This is a genomic window from Mycobacterium sp. M23085 (assembly GCF_045343915.1).
Lineage (GTDB): Bacteria > Actinomycetota > Actinomycetes > Mycobacteriales > Mycobacteriaceae > Mycobacterium.
On sequence record NZ_CP174280.1, the window covers coordinates 2,765,634 to 2,781,034 of the forward strand.

A 15,401-nucleotide genomic window follows, 5' to 3' on the forward strand; every position below is an offset into this window, starting at 1 on the left:
CACGGCGTTCCTTGATCTTTGGTCGCAGACGGGCGATCCTGGCACCATGCCGCGTCGCGAAGAGCCGTCGCCTCGGATCCTCGATCCCGTCGCCAAGATGCTGCGGTTGCCCTTCGGCACACCGGAATTCATCGACCGGATGGTCACCGGCGGCGTCAATCAGGTGGGCCGGCGGACCTTGCGCACGCTGATCACGACGTGGGACGCCGCCGGCGGCGGCCCGTTCGCGGCCAGCGCCATCGCGTCGACGGGGATGGCGAAGACCGCCGAGATCGTGCAGAGCATGTTCATCGGTCCGGTGTTCGGCCCCCTGCTGAGAATGCTCGGGGCCGACAAGGCGGCCCTGCGGGCCTCGCTATGCGCCTCCCAGCTGGTGGGCTTGGGCATCATGCGCTACGGCATTCGCTCCGAGCCGCTGCACTCCATGCCGGTGGACGCACTCGTCGACGCGATCGGGCCGACGATGCAGCGCTACCTGGTGGGCGACATCACCCGCTGAACCCGGCGGTCGGGCTCAGGCAACCCGCGGCTGTTACTCGCGCCCGATCTGAACCTCGCCGTCATCAGTGATCCGCACCGCGTACACCGGCACCGAGACGGCCGGATCGTCCAGGCAGGTACCGTCTTCGAGCGAGAACGCCTGCTTCAGGATGGGCGACTGAACCGCGACGCGGCCGTCGCGGTCACCCACGATTCCGCGGGAGAGCACCGCGGCCCCGGAGAACGGGTCGACGTTGCCCACGGCGTACACCGCGCCGTCGTCCAGCCGGAACAACGCCGCCTGGGAACCGTCGTCGAGTAGCACGCCGACACCGCGACCGGGAATGAGGTGATCGTAAGCGCACGCAGTGGTCCACACCGCAATGTCGTTGAGAAGGGTCATGATGTCTCCCTCATTCCTGCGAAGTTGTCGCTGAACGGACCCGCGGCATGCCAATGGACACAGGGATTTTGCGCCCGGCATGCTCGGTGAACGCCACCGTGGAGTCGACGGCGTCCGGGGCGTTGACGAACGACACGAACCGCGACAGCTTGTCCGGGTCGTCCAGCACGCCCTTCCATTCGCACTTGTAGTTCTGCACATGCCGCTCCATTGCGGCTTCGAATTCCCCGGCCAGGCCGAGCGAGTCCTCGCACACCACCTTGCGCACGTGTTCGAGCCCGCCGTCGAGCGAGTCGACCCACGGCGCCGTGCGCTGCAGTCGGTCGGCCGTCCGGATGTAGTACATGACGAACCGGTCGACGTAGCGGACCAGCGTTTCGGTGTCCAGATCGCTGGCCAGCAGCTGCGCGTGCTTGGGAGTCATGCCGCCGTTGCCGCCGACGTAGAGGTTCCAGCCCTTTTCGGTGGCGATGACGCCGACGTCCTTGGACCGGGCTTCGGCGCACTCCCGCGCGCAACCCGAGACGCCCATCTTGATCTTGTGCGGTGCCCGCAGTCCGCGGTAGCGCAGTTCCAGATCGATGGCCAGCTGCACCGAATCCTGCTGCCCGTAACGGCACCAGTCGGTGCCCACGCAGCTCTTCACCGTGCGCAACGCCTTGCCGTAGGCGTGGCCGGATTCCATGCCGCCGTCGACCAGGCGCTTCCAGATCTCGGGCAGCTGGTCCACCCGCGCGCCGAACATGTCGATGCGTTGCCCGCCGGTGATCTTGGTGTAGAGCCCGAAGTCCTGGGCGATCTGACCGATCAGGATCAGATGCTCGGGCTTGATGTCACCACCGGGTACCCGGGGCACCACCGAGTAGCTGCCGTTCTTCTGGATGTTGGCCAGGAAGTGGTCGTTGGAATCCTGCAGCGAGGCCTGCTCGCCTTCCAGGATGTGGTCCGAGCCGGTGGACGCGAGGATGGAGGCGACCACGGGTTTGCAGATGTCGCAACCCTTTCCGCGGCCGAAGCGCTCCAGCAGACCCGAGAAGGTCCGGATCTCGGTGGCGGAGATGATCTCGAAAAGCTCCGCCCGCGACTGGCTGAAGTGCTCGCACAGCGCCTTTGACTGTTCCACGCCCTCGGCTTCCAGCAGCTGCTTGAGCAGCGGGACGCACGATCCACACGACGTGCCGGCCGAGGTGCACGCCTTGAGCGCGGGGACGTCCGCGCAGCCGTCGCCGATCGCGCACTTCAGATCGCCCTTGGTGACGTTGTTGCAGGAGCAGATCTGCGCCGAATCCGGCAGCGCCCCAACGCCCAACGCGGTACTGCCGCCGGAGGACGCCGGCGCGATCAGCGCCAGCGGGTCGCCGGGCAGCTCGCTGCCGACCATCGGCCGCAGCACCCCGTAGGACGAGGCGTCGCCGACCAGCACGCCGCCCAGCAGCGTCTTGGCGTCGTCGGAGAGCACGAGCTTGGCATAGGTCCGATTGACCGCGTCGTTGATGGCGACCTCGAGGCAGTTCTCGGTAGTCCCCATCGCGTCACCGAAGCTGGCCACGTCCACGCCCAACAGCTTGAGCTTCGTGGACAGGTCCGCCTCGCCGAATTCCGCTACGCCGTCCAGCAATCGGTCGGCCACCACCTCGGCGGAGGTGTAACCCGGCCCCACCAGGCCGTAGCACCGGCCGCCGATCGCGGCGACCTCGCCGATCGCATAAATGTCGGGATCGCTTGTCTGGCAAGCCACGTCGGTGAGCACGCCACCGCGGTCCGCGCGGGCCAGGCCGGCGGCGATCGCCAGCTCGTCACGCGGCCGGATCCCGGCCGCGAAGATCACCAGGCCCGCGTCGATGACCTGGCCGTCGGTCAGGCTCACCCGCACCGAGGTGGTGCCGTCCGAATGGTCGACCGCCTCGATCGATTCGGTGCCCGTGCCGACATGCACCGAGATGCCGAGCTCGCCGATCATCCTGGCCAGCAGCGCGCCGCCGGCCTCATCGATCTGCTGGGCCATCAGCCGCGGCATCATCTCGATGACGTGGGTCTGCAACCCGAACTGGCGCAGCGCATTAGCGGCTTCCAGCCCGAGCAGGCCGCCGCCGATCACGACACCGGCGGTGGCGTGCGAGGTTTCGACGGTGCGCTGCGCGTCCGCGCGGATGGCGTCGAGGTCGTCAAGCGTGCGGTACACGTGACATGCGGGCAGATCGTGGCCCGGCACCGGCGGCACGAAGGCGTACGAGCCGGTTGCCAGGACCAGCGTCTCGTAACCGTGCCGCCGGCCGTCTGCGGTCACCACCGCCTTTGCGGCGCGGTCTATTTCGGTAACGCGCTGGTTGAGTACCAGCCGGACCTGCTCGTCACCCTCGTAATCGTTGCCGGGCAATGCCAGTAGCTTGCGATCCCAGCTTTCGGTGTACGAGGTCAGTCCCACGCGGTCATAGGCCGCGTCGGCCTCCTCGGCGAAAACCGTGATGCGCCATAGTCCCTCGGTGTCACGGGCGCGGAGCGCCTCGACGAACCGGTGCCCCACCATGCCATGTCCGACTACGATAATGTGACGAGGCGCACAGTTGGCGCGCGAAATCCCGTCTGCAGACATGGCTTTGAGAGTAACGGCCAGAAATTACGGTCTTCTCGCGCAATATGACGGTCCTATGACGAGGATCTCACAACTCACAGGGCGGTCTGTGATTGAGCGTTCGCCGGCGACGAACGGCCAGGTGGAACTTAAGCGCGGTCGGCTCATGCTTGTCCCGATAGCCGGTCGCAGGGGCGCCGGTCACAGGAATCTCACAATGAAGCTCAAGGAACTGGAAGGGAAGCGCCATGAGCAACCTCGCATTGTGGTTGCGACCGGCCTGGCACACCGACCGGTGGTGACCCGACTTTTTCGGCCCCGCCGCCGCGGCTGACTGGAACACCCCGGCGACCAGCGGTTTCAGCGGCGTCCTGACGGTGCGGGTGTTTACACCGGGCGCCAGGCGCAGCGCATCGAGATCGCCAAATAGCCCCCGCCCAGTTCGGCGGAAGTAGCCGAATCCGGCACAACCGCAACGGTTCCGCCGGATTCACCGCGTCAGCCCCAGCGGGCCAGCAACTCCTTGGCCCGCGTCGCCAAGGCGGCCTGCAGGAAAGGTCCGAAACTGATGCGCGCCACGCCCAGCGGACCGAATGACGCCGGGTCGTCCTGGTCGGGCAGCGCGATCGCATTGACCGGCAGCTCCAACTCGGCGGTCAAGCGCCGCAACGTGTCGGGGTGGTGGCGGCCCACCGGATACAGCACGTCGGCGCCGGCCGCGGCGGCCTGGTTCAGGCGTGCCACCGCCCGGTCGACACGGTCGGATGCCTCGCCATCCTGGCGCAGGAACAGGTCCGTCCGGGCGTTGATGACGACGTGCACCCCGGCCGCGTCGGCGGCCGACCGCAGCGCAGCGACCAGCTCGGCGTGCTCGCCGGGGGACCTCAGCCGCTTGCCCTCCGAGTGCACGGTGTCCTCGATGTTCAGCCCGACGGCCCCGACGCTCAGCAGGCCCTCGATCAGCCGGGCCGCCGGCTGCCCGTAACCGGATTCGATGTCCACCGACACCGGGACATCGACCGCGGCGGTGATCTGTGCGACCGGGTGAGGACATCGTCGAACGACATGCCCTCGTTGTCGGGTTTGCCGATCGAGTCCGCGATGGGATGACTGCCCACGGTGAGCGCGGCGAACCCGGCACCGGCGGCCAGCCGCGCCGACCAGGCATCCCACACGGTCGGGAGGATGACCGGGTCACCCGGACGGTGCAGTTCGAGCAGGGCGGCGGCCCGCTCAGCCGGTGTGGTGGGTCCCGTCATAAGTGTTTGCTCCCTCGGCATCCCGGCTCCACGGACTGACGCCCGGCGTGTGCCGTGGATAGTATCGAGGGCGTACTGTGATCCGAAACACTGCCGAGGAGATCCCTTGACTCCCACGCCGAGCACGACTGGCACGACCGAATTCGCCGAACTGCACGACCTCATCGGCGGCCTGCGGCGGTGCGTGAGCTCGCTGCGGGCCCGCTACGGTGACAGCCCGGCCATGCGGCGCATCGTCATCGACGCCGACCGCATCATGTCCGACGTCGACCTGCTCGACACCGACGTGTCCGAATTGGACCTGGCGGGCGCCACCGTGCAGCAGTCCGGCGAAAAGATCGTCATTCCCGACACCCAGTACGACAGCGAATTCTGGCGCGACGTCGACGACGAGGGTGTCGGCGGGCACAACCGGGCCTGAACAACCCAAGCCCCCCAGAAGAGGGGGGCTGCAGTCTGTGTACCCTTCGACCTACAGCCCGTTCGAAGAGGAACACACTAAATGAGCGCACCCACGGCGAACCGTCCTGCGTCCGGTGTCTTTTCACCCACGCGCGCCCGTATTCAGCAGCGCACCCTGCGCACCGACCGGTGGTGGATGTCGCCGCTGCGAATCGATCTCGGCTTCGCCGCATTCATTATTTATGCGACAGCGCGGGCTTTCCAGCGGGGTGACTTCTTCGTCGCGCAATACCACTACCTGACGCCGTTCTACTCTCCATGTCTCAGCACCGCCTGCGGCGGCGCCAGCGATTTCTGGCCGCAGATCCTGCCGAACGTCTGGTGGCTGCCGTTCGCGGCGCTGACACTGCCGTTCCTGTTGCTGTTCCGGTTGACCTGCTACTACTACCGCGGCGCCTATTACCGCACGGTGTGGCAGTCGCCCAGCGCCTGCGCGGTGGCCGAGCCCCGCGTGCACTACACCGGCGAGACCAAATTCCCGCTGATCATTCAGAACACGCACCGGTACTTCTTCTACATCGCCGGCATCATCTCGGTGATCAACACCTACGACGCGATCGTGGCGTTTCATTCCGATCACGGACCCGGCGGATTCGGATTCGGCCTGGGCAACGTGATTATGGTCGGCAACGTCATCATGCTCTGGGTCTACACGCTGTCCTGCCATTCGTGCCGGCACATCACCGGTGGGCGGCTCAAGCACTTCTCCAAACACCCTGTGCGGTACTGGATCTGGACCCAGGTCAGCAAAATCAACACCAGGCACAAGCAGTACGCGTGGATCACCCTGGGCACCCTGATGCTCACCGACTTCTACATCGCGCTGGTCGCCAGCGGCACCATTGCCGACCTGAGATTTGTTGGCTGACGAGCCTTTTCAAAGTAATCAGAATTTAGCTAGCGAGGGTTTCATGGTTGAAATCGAGCGGCACTCCTACGACGTGGTCGTGATCGGTGCCGGTGGCGCCGGGCTACGCGCGGTTATCGAAGCGCGCGAACGGGGTTTGCGGGTCGCGGTGGTGTGCAAGTCCCTGTTCGGCAAGGCCCACACGGTGATGGCCGAGGGTGGTTGCGCGGCGGCCATGGGCAACACCAACCCGAAGGACAACTGGAAGACCCACTTCGGCGACACGATGCGCGGCGGGAAATTCCTCAACAACTGGCGGATGGCCGAACTGCACGCCAAGGAGGCCCCGGACCGCGTCTGGGAGCTGGAAACCTATGGCGCGCTGTTCGATCGCCTCAAGGACGGCAAGATCAGCCAGCGCAACTTCGGCGGGCACACCTACCCGCGGCTGGCCCACGTCGGTGACCGCACCGGCCTGGAGCTGATCCGCACCATGCAGCAGAAGATCGTCTCGCTGCAGCAGGAGGATTACGCCGAACTCGGCGACTACGAAGCCCGGATCCGGGTCTTCGCCGAAACCACGATCACCGAGCTGATCAAGGACGGCGACGCGATCGCCGGGGCATTCGGCTACATCCGCGAAAGCGGGAACTTCATCTTGTTCGAGGCGCCCGCGGTGGTGCTGGCCACCGGCGGGATCGGCAAGTCGTTCAAAGTCACCTCGAACTCGTGGGAGTACACCGGCGACGGCCACGCCCTGGCCCTGCGGGCGGGCGCGTCGCTGATCAACATGGAGTTCGTCCAGTTCCACCCGACGGGCATGGTGTGGCCGCCGAGTGTGAAGGGGATCCTGGTCACCGAGGGTGTCCGCGGTGACGGCGGGGTGCTGAAGAACTCCGAGGGCAAGCGGTTCATGTTCGACTACATTCCGTCGGTGTTCAAGGGGCAGTACGCCGAGTCCGAACAAGAAGCCGACCAGTGGCTCAAGGACAACGACTCGGCCCGCCGCACTCCGGACCTGCTGCCGCGCGACGAGGTCGCGCGCGCGATCAACTCGGAGGTCAAGGCCGGCCGCGGCAGCCCACACGGTGGCGTCTTCCTGGACATCGCCTCGCGGCTGACGCCGGCGGAGATCAACCGACGCCTGCCGTCGATGTACCACCAGTTCAAGGAGCTGGCCGGTGTCGACATCACCAAGGAGCCGATGGAAGTCGGCCCAACGTGCCACTACGTGATGGGCGGCATCGAGGTAGACGCCGACACCGGAGCGGCCACGGTCCCGGGCCTGTTCGCCGCCGGTGAATGCTCTGGCGGCATGCACGGCTCCAACCGGCTGGGCGGCAACTCGCTGTCGGACCTGCTGGTGTTCGGGCGGCGGGCCGGGCTGGGCGCGGCTGACTACGTGCGGGCGCTGAGCAGCCGTCCGACCATCGCGGAAGGCGCCGTCGACGCGGCGGCCAAGCGGGCGCTGTCCCCCTTCGAACCGCCGGCCAACGGCGCTGCCGGGGAGAACCCGTACACGCTGCAGCTGGAGCTGCAGCAGTCGATGAACGACCTGGTCGGCATCATCCGCAACGCCGACGAGATCTCGGAGGCATTGGCCCGGCTCGACAAGCTTCGTGCGCGGTTCAAGAACCTCCACGTCGAGGGGCAGCGCCGGTACAACCCGGGCTGGAACCTGGCCATCGACCTGCGCAACATGCTGCTGGTCAGCGAGTGCGTCGCCAAGGCCGCGCTGCAGCGCACCGAGAGCCGCGGCGGCCACACCCGCGACGACCACCCGGCGATGGATTCGTCGTGGCGCAAGGTGCTGCTGGTCTGCCAGGCGTCCGACGGCGACGAGGTGATTCCCGACATCACCATCACGAAGAAGGAACAGACGCCGATGCGGCCCGATCTGCTGGAGCTGTTCGACATCTCCGAGCTGGAGAAGTACTACACCGACGAAGAACTCGCCGGGCACCCGGGACGGACCCCAGACGGGAGTGGCAAATGACCTACAACGCGACGATGCGGGTGTGGCGCGGCGACGACGCCAACGGCGCTCTGCAGGACTTCACGGTTGAGGTCAACGAGGGCGAGGTCGTCCTCGACATCATCCATCGCCTGCAGCAGACCCAGACGCCCGACCTGGCGGTCCGGTGGAACTGTAAGGCGGGCAAGTGTGGCTCCTGCTCGGCGGAGATCAACGGCAAGCCACGGCTGCTCTGCATGACCCGGATGTCCACGTTCGCCGAGGATGAGGTCGTCACGGTCACGCCGCTGCGGACGTTCCCGGTGATCCGTGACCTGGTCACCGACGTGTCGTTCAACTACGAAAAGGCCCGCGAGATACCGTCTTTCGCGCCGCCTAAGGATCTGCAGCCCGGGGAATACCGGATGGCGCAGGAGGACGTCCAGCGCTCCCAGGAGTTCCGCAAGTGCATCGAGTGCTTCCTGTGCCAGAACGTGTGCCACGTGATCCGCGACCACGAGGAGAACAAGAAGGCGTTCGCCGGCCCGCGCTTCCTGATGCGCATCGCCGAGCTGGAAATGCACCCGCTGGACACCCGCGACCGGCGCAACGACGCTCAGGACGAGCACGGCCTGGGCTACTGCAACATCACCAAGTGCTGCACCGAGGTCTGCCCGGAAAACATCAAGATCACCGACAACGCGCTGATCCCGATGAAAGAGCGGGTCGCCGACCGCAAGTACGACCCGGTGGTGTGGCTCGGCAACAAGCTGTTCCGTCGCTGACCTGCCAACGCCGCGGTAATCCCTGCCCATCCGGTCATGCACGTTAGGCCGCCGCGGGACCCGGGTAACCGAACTGCATCCTGTCGGGCCGTTTCTGCGGCCAGTTCCTTACGACCGGAAAGGCAGTTCATGGAACCGATGCGACAAACCGCCAGCATCAACAACATTCGCACCGCGATCCGGCAGTTGTCGGTCCGCGCCCAGCTCGCCAACAAGGAAGGCCGGTACAGCGACGCCGCCGAACTGGAGAGCCGCATCCAGGGCTTCCGGGAAGAGCTGAGCCACCGCCCCTAGCCGTCACCGGCTGGGCGGGGCGATCATGCGCCGAGCCGGCGAAAGACGCTCCGATGGAACACGATGGGCGCCACGTCGGCGTCCACGGTGATCTCGGTGACCCGCAGCACCACGATGGTGTGATCCCCGGCCGGGATCAGCTGTTCGATCGCGCTTTCCAGCCACAGGCCGGTGCCCTTGATGAACACAGCGCCGGTGGGCCGCGAAACCGTCTCCAAACCGGCGAACCTGTCGCCGGTCTTGGCGGCCAGCGTCCGCGCGGCCTCGTCGTGCTCCTCGCCGAGGACGCTGATGCCCAGCATGGGCAAATCCTTGAGCTTGGGCCACGTCGTCGAGGTGTTCTGCACGCAGAACGACACCAACGGCGGATCCAGGGAGACGGGCACAAAGGTACTGGCCGCCAGGCCTTCCCGGGTTCCGTTCACCTCGGCGGCGATGGCCACCACACCGGACGGGAAATGACCGAAGGCCTCCCGAAGTGACGACGCTGTCAGCTTGTTGTTCGAGTTCACCGGACCAATTCGCCCCTAGAGCCGGAGACGGGATTCATCGAGTGTCGACCCTACCCGGCGCCGGCCGCCCCGGCGCGCCCGCCCTTACCCGTTTTCTAAGCGTTCTGCCGAATATCCGTGCGCCGCGGCCACATCCGGATGGGCTCGCAGCCTGCTCTTCCAGGCGTTGCGGCCGTAGATGGCGAACATCGGATCCGATGGATCGTCCACCCGCTGCGCGTGCGCCTCGAGTTCGCCGGGCAGCGACAGCACCGGTATCTGAGCATCCAGCCGCGGGTTGAAGAAGAAGGGCACCGAGATGCGGTCGACCGCCGGCTTCTTCAGGTTGACCCGATGCTCGGTGGCCCGCAGGTATCCGCGGGTGGCCACCTCGAGCAGCTCACCGATGTTGACGATTAACGCCCCCTGGCGCGGCGGCACGTCGATCCAGCCTTGCTGGGAATCCCTGGCGGGCCGCACCTGCAGACCGGTGCTGCCCGGCTCGGCCAGCAGCAGGGTCAGCACCCCGGCGTCGCGATGCGCACCCACGCCCTGCGTGCTGGCCGCGTGCCTCGGGTAGCGGATGATCTTGATCAGCGTGGCCGGCGCATCGGCGAAGGCCGCGTCGAACACGTCGGGCGGACTGCCCAGCGACGCCGCCCAGTGCCGCAGCAGGGTGCGGGCCACCGCCGACAGCGCGGCGTCCCACTCCTCGACGATGCCGGGGAGGTCAGGCAGCGCCGCCGGCCACTGGTTGGGACCCTGCAGCCACCGATAGTCGGACGTGCGCAGCCCATCGATCGGCGGGCGTTCCGGCCCGATATCGATCTGTTCGCGCCAATCCACCTGTCCGCGGGTCAACTCGCCGCCGAGCCGGGTGTACCCGCGGAAATGAGGGCTGCGCACCATCGCGATTGCGTCCTTGTCCGGCTGCGGCAGCGCGAACAGGCGGCGAGCGGCGTCCAGGATCCGCGCCACCAGGCCCGGTGGCACGCCGTGACCCGTCAGGTAGAAGAAACCGACCTGATGACCGGCGTCGCGCAGGGCGTCGCGCAGGCGGCCCGGCTCGGCCCGCAGGTCGACTGTGGGCAGCTCCAGGGGCGGCGCAGTGACGCCACGCACATCCGTCATATGTGCCTCATCTCCGCAGGTGAATCGGATTTTGACGGCATGACCTGCGGCTTCCCAACCGGTTGGTTAATTAGGCAGTGAAATCTAGCTCACATTGGCTTGCATAGTTCTGACGCTAGCGATATTTTAGCGGTGTTACTGGTGGGTAACTTAGACCTAGTACCCAACCATAAGTGGCATTCTCAACGAGGAGGACCGTAGTGAGCCACTACAAGAGCAACGTCCGCGACCAGGCGTTCAACCTGTTCGAAGTTCTGGGCGTTGACAAGGCATTGGGCCAAGGCGAATACAGCGATCTGGACGTCGACACCGCCCGTGAAATGTTGACCGAGATGAGCCGGCTGGCCGAAGGGCCGATCGCGGACTCGTTCGTCGAGGGCGACCGCAACCCGCCGGTCTTCGACCCCAAGACGCACTCGGTGACGCTGCCGGATTCTTTCAAGAAGTCCGTACACGCCGTCATCGAGGCCGGCTGGGACAAGGTCGGCATCGACGAGGCGCTTGGCGGTGTCGCGATGCCCAAGTCGCTGCTGTGGGCGCTGCACGAGCACATCCTGGGCGCCAACCCGGCCGTGTGGATGTACGCCGGCGGCGCGGGCTTCGCCAACATCCTGTACCACCTCGGCACCGAGGAGCAGAAGAAGTGGGCCGTGCTGGCCGCTGAGCGCGGCTGGGGTTCGACCATGGTGCTCACCGAGCCGGACGCCGGCTCCGACGTGGGCGCGGGGCGGACCAAGGCCGTGCAGCAGGAGGACGGCTCCTGGCACATCGACGGTGTGAAGCGGTTCATCACCTCCGCCGACTCCGACGACCTGTTCGAGAACATCTTCCACCTGGTGCTGGCGCGCCCCGAGGGCGCCGGACCAGGCACCAAGGGCCTGTCGCTGTTCTTCGTGCCCAAGTTCCTGTTCGACTTCGAGACCGGCGAGCTGGGCGAGCGCAACGGCGTCTTCGTCACCAACGTCGAGCACAAGATGGGCCTGAAGGTATCGGCGACGTGCGAGCTGAGCTTCGGCCAGCACGACGTGCCCGCCAAGGGCTGGCTGGTCGGCGAGGTGCATAACGGCATCGCGCAGATGTTCGAGGTCATCGAGCAGGCCCGCATGATGGTCGGCACCAAGGCCATCGCGACCCTGTCGACGGGTTACCTGAACGCGCTGGAGTACGCGAAGTCCCGTGTGCAGGGCGCGGACATGACCCAGATGACCGACAAGACCGCACCGCGGGTGACCATCACGCACCACCCGGACGTGCGCCGGTCGCTGATGACCCAGAAGGCCTACGCCGAGGGTCTGCGCGCGCTGTACCTGTTCACGTCGACCTACCAGGACGCGGCCGTCGCCGAGGCCCTGCACGGGGTGGACGCCGAGCTGGCGGTCAGGGTCAACGACCTGATGCTGCCGGTCGTCAAGGGTGTGGGCTCGGAGCAGGCATACGCCAAGCTCACCGAGAGCCTGCAGACCTTCGGTGGCTCCGGCTTCTTGCAGGACTACCCGATCGAGCAGTACATCCGGGACGCCAAGATCGACTCGCTCTACGAGGGCACCACCGCCATCCAGGCGCAGGACTTCTTCTTCCGCAAGATCGTCCGCGACAAGGGTGTGGCGCTGGCTCACGTGTCCGAGCAGATCCAGAAGTTCGTCGACAGCGAGTCCGGCAACGGCCGCCTGAAGACCGAGCGGGAGCTGCTGGCCAAGGCGCTGGACGACGTCCAGGGCATGGCGGCCACGCTGACCGGCTACCTGATGGCGGCGCAGGAGGACGTGACCAGCCTGTACAAGGTGGGTCTGGGTTCGGTGCGCTTCCTGATGAGCGTCGGTGACCTGGTCATCGGCTGGCTGTTGCAGCGTCAGGCGGCGGTCGCCGTGGCGGCGCTGGACGCCGGCGCCAGCGGCGAGGAGCGGTCCTTCTACGAGGGCAAGGTCGCGGTGGCATCGTTCTTCGCGAAGAACTTCCTGCCGATGCTGACCAGCACCCGCGAGGTCATCGACACGCTGGACAACGACATCATGGAGCTCGACGAGGCCGCCTTCTAGGCCGCCTCGGACAGCAACGCAAAAATCCCCCGCTTCGCCTGCCGAAGCGGGGGATTTTTGTCTGACTCATCGCAACACAGACGGTTATGTGTCGCCGTCTCGCAGGCAGCGGACCATGCTCTGCAGGATCCGAAACGCGTCTGACTGCTCGGCATCCGTCAGGCCGGCCAGCATTCTGAGCTCGACGGACCGGACCGCATTGCTCGCTTTCGCCAGGCTCCGTCGACCGCGAGGCGTGAGCCGCGTGGGGAGAACCTTCCCGACTGGTGCCTGCGCGGGCCTGGTCACGTAACCGTCTCGTTCCAGGGCCTGGAGCAGTACGTTCATCGACTGCCGTGTCACGAACGCGCCGCGAGCGAGCTCGGAGTTCGACAGACCCGGTCGTTGAGCCAGCAACTCCAGGCAGGAGTAGTGCGTCACGGTCATTCCGAGCGGCCGCAGCACCTCCTCCATGGCGGCGCGGAGGGCACTCGATGCCTCTTTCAGCAAGTAGCCCAGGGACGTTTGAAGATTGACGCCGGAAACATCTTGACCCATGTCAGTATTCTGACATAGCTTGGACTTTGTCAGAAAACTGACACGAATCGAAGGAGCATCCCGATGCCCGCCACCGGCCCCGACTTCATCTCCCTCCAAGCGCGCGACCTTGACGCTTCGCAGGCGTTCTACGAGCGATACCTCGGCCTTGTCCGCTCGAAGGCGGGACCCCCGCACGCCGTCGTCTTCGAGACCACGCCGATCTCGTTTGCACTCCGCGACGTCGTTCCCGGCACCGATCTGGCATCCGTGGCTCAGCCGGGCATCGGCACCGCGATCTGGCTCCACGCGACAGACGTCCAGGCGATCCACGATGCTCTCGTCGCCGACGGTCACACCATCGTCTCCGAACCGATCGACGGCCCCTTCGGTCGGACATTCACCTTCGCCGACCCCGACGGTTATCGCGTCACCCTGCACGACCGCGCCTAATAACCTCGGCGCAAAATGGCCGGCCAGTCGATGGCGCAAAAAAGGCCGCCGCTGGATCCCCTCACTCCAGCGGCGGCCCTTTTGGTACGCCGGTCCGCGGTAACGGACCAACGCTCGCTTTAGGGGATGCCCCGTATTGCCGTCGGGGTCGGGGGGTCAGACCACAACACGGGGCCATCCGGTGGGTCGGGTACCCGCGCCCCCAACTCACTAACCCCGTGTGACTCAACTCATCGCGGGCGACGAATTACCGGGGCTTTGTGGCGACGACCGCCGTCAGGCCTCCAGAATCGCGGCGACACCCTGACCGCCGGCCGCGCAGATCGAGACCAGGGCACGCACGGTGCCGCCGCCCTTCTGCTCGGCCTTGCGCTGGGCAACCTGCTTGGCAGCCTGAGCCAGGATCCGCCCGCCGGTGGCCGCGAACGGGTGTCCGGCGGCCAGCGAGGACCCGTTGACGTTGAGCTTGGATCGGTCGATCGAGCCCAGCGCGGCGTCCAAGCCGAGCCGCTCCTTGCAGTACTCCTCGGACTCCCACGCCTGCAGGTGACACAGCACCACGGACGCGAACGCCTCGTGGATCTCGTAGAAGTCGAAGTCCTGCAGGTTCAGGCCGTTGCGGGCCAGCAGCCGCGGCACGGCGTAGGTCGGGGCCATCAGCAGGCCGTCACGCCCGTTGACGTAGTCGACAGCCGCCGTCTCCGAATCCACCAGGTAGGCCAGCGGCGTCAACGAATGCGCGGCCGCCCACTCGTCGGTGGCCAGCAGCGCCACCGACGCGCCGTCGGTCAGCGGGGTCGAGTTCCCGGCCGTCATCGTCGCGTCGCCGGCCTTCACGCCGAACACCGGCCGCAGCTTCGCCAGCTTCTCCGCCGACGAATCCGGGCGCAGGTTGTCGTCGCGGTACAGCCCTAAAAACGGCGTGACCAGGTCGTCGAAGAAGCCGCGGTCGTAGGCGGCGGCCATATTGCGGTGGCTGGCGGCGGCCAGCTCGTCCTGGGCGACGCGGCTGATGCCCATCTTCTTGGCCGTGAGCGCCTGGTGCTCCCCCATCGACAGCCCGGTGCGCGGTTCGCTGTTCACCGGGATCTCGACCCCCAAGGTCGCGGGCAGCGTGCCCACCAGCTTCAGCCGTTGCACGTTGGACTTGGCCCGACGCAACTTGAGCAGGGTCCGGCGCAGGTTGTCACCCAGGCCGATGGGCGCGTCGGAGGTGGTGTCGACGCCGCCGGCGGCGGCCACCTCGTAGCGGCCGGCCGCGATGCCCTCGGCGGCGGCGACGGCCGCCTGCAACCCCGTCCCGCAGGCCTGCTGCAGGTCGAACGCGGGCGTGTACGACGACAGCTTCGAGCCGAGCACGCATTCCCGGGTCAGATTGAAGTCCCGGCTGTGCTTGAGCACCGCGCCGCCGACCACCACGCCCAACCGTTCACCGGCCAATCCGAAGCGATCCACCAGCCCGCCCAGGGCGGCGGTGAACATGTCCTGGTTGGACGCCTCCGCGTAGGCACCGTCCGATCGGGCGAACGGGATGCGGTTGCCGCCCAGGACGGCCACGCGCCGCCGCTCCGAACTGCGCTGTTTGCTTGCCTCAGAACTTGCAGGGGCCACTGTTCGTCTCCGTGTTTCTGCGGTCTATCGGTTTGGGAACCGTCCGTCTGGGGCCATACTACCCACTGTTCTTACTCTGCAGTAAGTTCGTCCCCGATACGGTTGTG

The 15,401-nt window shown here is 66.5% G+C and carries 14 protein-coding genes and 2 pseudogenes; 9 read left to right on the plus strand and 7 right to left on the minus strand.

What is annotated here, in order from left to right; genetic code table 11:
• The first annotated feature begins 46 nt into the window (after positions 1 to 46).
• Entirely contained in the window at positions 47 to 499 is a 453-nt protein-coding gene (locus ACIUM1_RS12710) for a hypothetical protein (RefSeq protein ID WP_406817488.1), read from the plus strand.
• A 33-nt stretch (positions 500 to 532) separates the two neighbouring features.
• On the opposite strand, the gene nirD is transcribed toward ACIUM1_RS12710, so the two are convergent.
• Both nirD and nirB read right to left on the minus strand, forming a co-directional pair.
• Positions 533 to 883: a nitrite reductase small subunit NirD gene (nirD, locus tag ACIUM1_RS12715; protein ID WP_406817489.1), complete on the minus strand. Its 351-nt coding sequence runs from the start codon at positions 881 to 883 to the stop codon at positions 533 to 535.
• A gap of 10 nt (positions 884 to 893) precedes the next feature.
• A complete protein-coding gene (nirB, locus tag ACIUM1_RS12720; protein ID WP_406813060.1) occupies positions 894 to 3,476 on the minus strand; it encodes a nitrite reductase large subunit NirB in 2,583 nt (860 codons plus the stop codon).
• Positions 3,477 to 3,703: 227 nt separating this feature from the next.
• On the opposite strand from nirB, the pseudogene ACIUM1_RS12725 reads away from it, so the two are divergent.
• A pseudogene (locus ACIUM1_RS12725) lies at positions 3,704 to 3,817 on the plus strand (Hsp20/alpha crystallin family protein); the annotation flags it as partial.
• Positions 3,818 to 3,953: 136 nt separating this feature from the next.
• Here the strand turns inward: ACIUM1_RS12725 and ACIUM1_RS12730 are convergent.
• Positions 3,954 to 4,714: pseudogene (locus tag ACIUM1_RS12730) on the minus strand (isocitrate lyase/phosphoenolpyruvate mutase family protein).
• 106 nt (positions 4,715 to 4,820) lie between these two features.
• Between ACIUM1_RS12730 and ACIUM1_RS12735 the strand changes: the two are divergent.
• From ACIUM1_RS12735 to ACIUM1_RS12755, 5 genes are all read left to right on the plus strand, one after another.
• Positions 4,821 to 5,135 carry a hypothetical protein gene (locus tag ACIUM1_RS12735; protein WP_406813061.1) on the plus strand — a complete coding sequence of 105 codons (315 nt, stop codon included), beginning with the start codon at positions 4,821 to 4,823 and terminating at the stop codon, positions 5,133 to 5,135.
• 81 nt (positions 5,136 to 5,216) lie between these two features.
• Positions 5,217 to 6,044, plus strand: a complete 828-nt coding sequence (locus tag ACIUM1_RS12740; protein WP_406813062.1) for a hypothetical protein — start codon at positions 5,217 to 5,219, stop codon at positions 6,042 to 6,044.
• Between the two features lie 43 nt (positions 6,045 to 6,087).
• Positions 6,088 to 8,019 (plus strand): fumarate reductase/succinate dehydrogenase flavoprotein subunit, encoded by a 1,932-nt coding sequence (locus ACIUM1_RS12745; protein WP_406813063.1) that lies wholly within the window; start codon positions 6,088 to 6,090, stop codon positions 8,017 to 8,019.
• On the plus strand, positions 8,016 to 8,762 hold the full coding sequence (locus tag ACIUM1_RS12750) for a succinate dehydrogenase/fumarate reductase iron-sulfur subunit (RefSeq protein WP_085291123.1): 747 nt from the start codon (positions 8,016 to 8,018) through the stop codon (positions 8,760 to 8,762). The genes ACIUM1_RS12745 and ACIUM1_RS12750 overlap by 4 nt, the downstream gene beginning before the upstream one ends.
• 129 nt (positions 8,763 to 8,891) lie before the next feature.
• On the plus strand, positions 8,892 to 9,056 hold the full coding sequence (locus ACIUM1_RS12755; protein WP_406813064.1) for a hypothetical protein: 165 nt from the start codon (positions 8,892 to 8,894) through the stop codon (positions 9,054 to 9,056).
• Positions 9,057 to 9,079: 23 nt separating this feature from the next.
• On the opposite strand, the gene ACIUM1_RS12760 is transcribed toward ACIUM1_RS12755, so the two are convergent.
• Positions 9,080 to 9,568, minus strand: a complete 489-nt coding sequence (locus ACIUM1_RS12760; RefSeq protein WP_406813065.1) for a flavin reductase family protein — start codon at positions 9,566 to 9,568, stop codon at positions 9,080 to 9,082.
• A gap of 84 nt (positions 9,569 to 9,652) precedes the next feature.
• On the minus strand, positions 9,653 to 10,678 hold the full coding sequence (locus tag ACIUM1_RS12765; protein ID WP_406813066.1) for an isopenicillin N synthase family dioxygenase: 1,026 nt from the start codon (positions 10,676 to 10,678) through the stop codon (positions 9,653 to 9,655).
• A 200-nt stretch (positions 10,679 to 10,878) separates the two neighbouring features.
• On the opposite strand from ACIUM1_RS12765, the gene ACIUM1_RS12770 reads away from it, so the two are divergent.
• The gene (locus tag ACIUM1_RS12770; protein ID WP_406813067.1) at positions 10,879 to 12,714 is read left to right on the plus strand and encodes an acyl-CoA dehydrogenase; all 1,836 of its coding nucleotides are present in this window, start codon (positions 10,879 to 10,881) and stop codon (positions 12,712 to 12,714) included.
• 84 nt (positions 12,715 to 12,798) lie between these two features.
• Here ACIUM1_RS12770 and ACIUM1_RS12775 read toward each other — a convergent pair whose 3' ends face one another.
• The gene (locus ACIUM1_RS12775) at positions 12,799 to 13,251 is read right to left on the minus strand and encodes a MarR family winged helix-turn-helix transcriptional regulator (RefSeq protein WP_406813068.1); all 453 of its coding nucleotides are present in this window, start codon (positions 13,249 to 13,251) and stop codon (positions 12,799 to 12,801) included.
• Between the two features lie 63 nt (positions 13,252 to 13,314).
• Here ACIUM1_RS12775 and ACIUM1_RS12780 point away from each other — a divergent pair, with 63 nt between their 5' ends.
• Complete coding sequence (locus ACIUM1_RS12780; RefSeq protein WP_406813069.1) at positions 13,315 to 13,683, plus strand: VOC family protein; 369 nt, start codon at positions 13,315 to 13,317, stop codon at positions 13,681 to 13,683.
• Positions 13,684 to 13,959: 276 nt separating this feature from the next.
• On the opposite strand, the gene ACIUM1_RS12785 is transcribed toward ACIUM1_RS12780, so the two are convergent.
• Entirely contained in the window at positions 13,960 to 15,294 is a 1,335-nt protein-coding gene (locus ACIUM1_RS12785; RefSeq protein ID WP_406813070.1) for an acetyl-CoA C-acetyltransferase, read from the minus strand.
• Positions 15,295 to 15,401 lie beyond the last annotated feature (107 nt).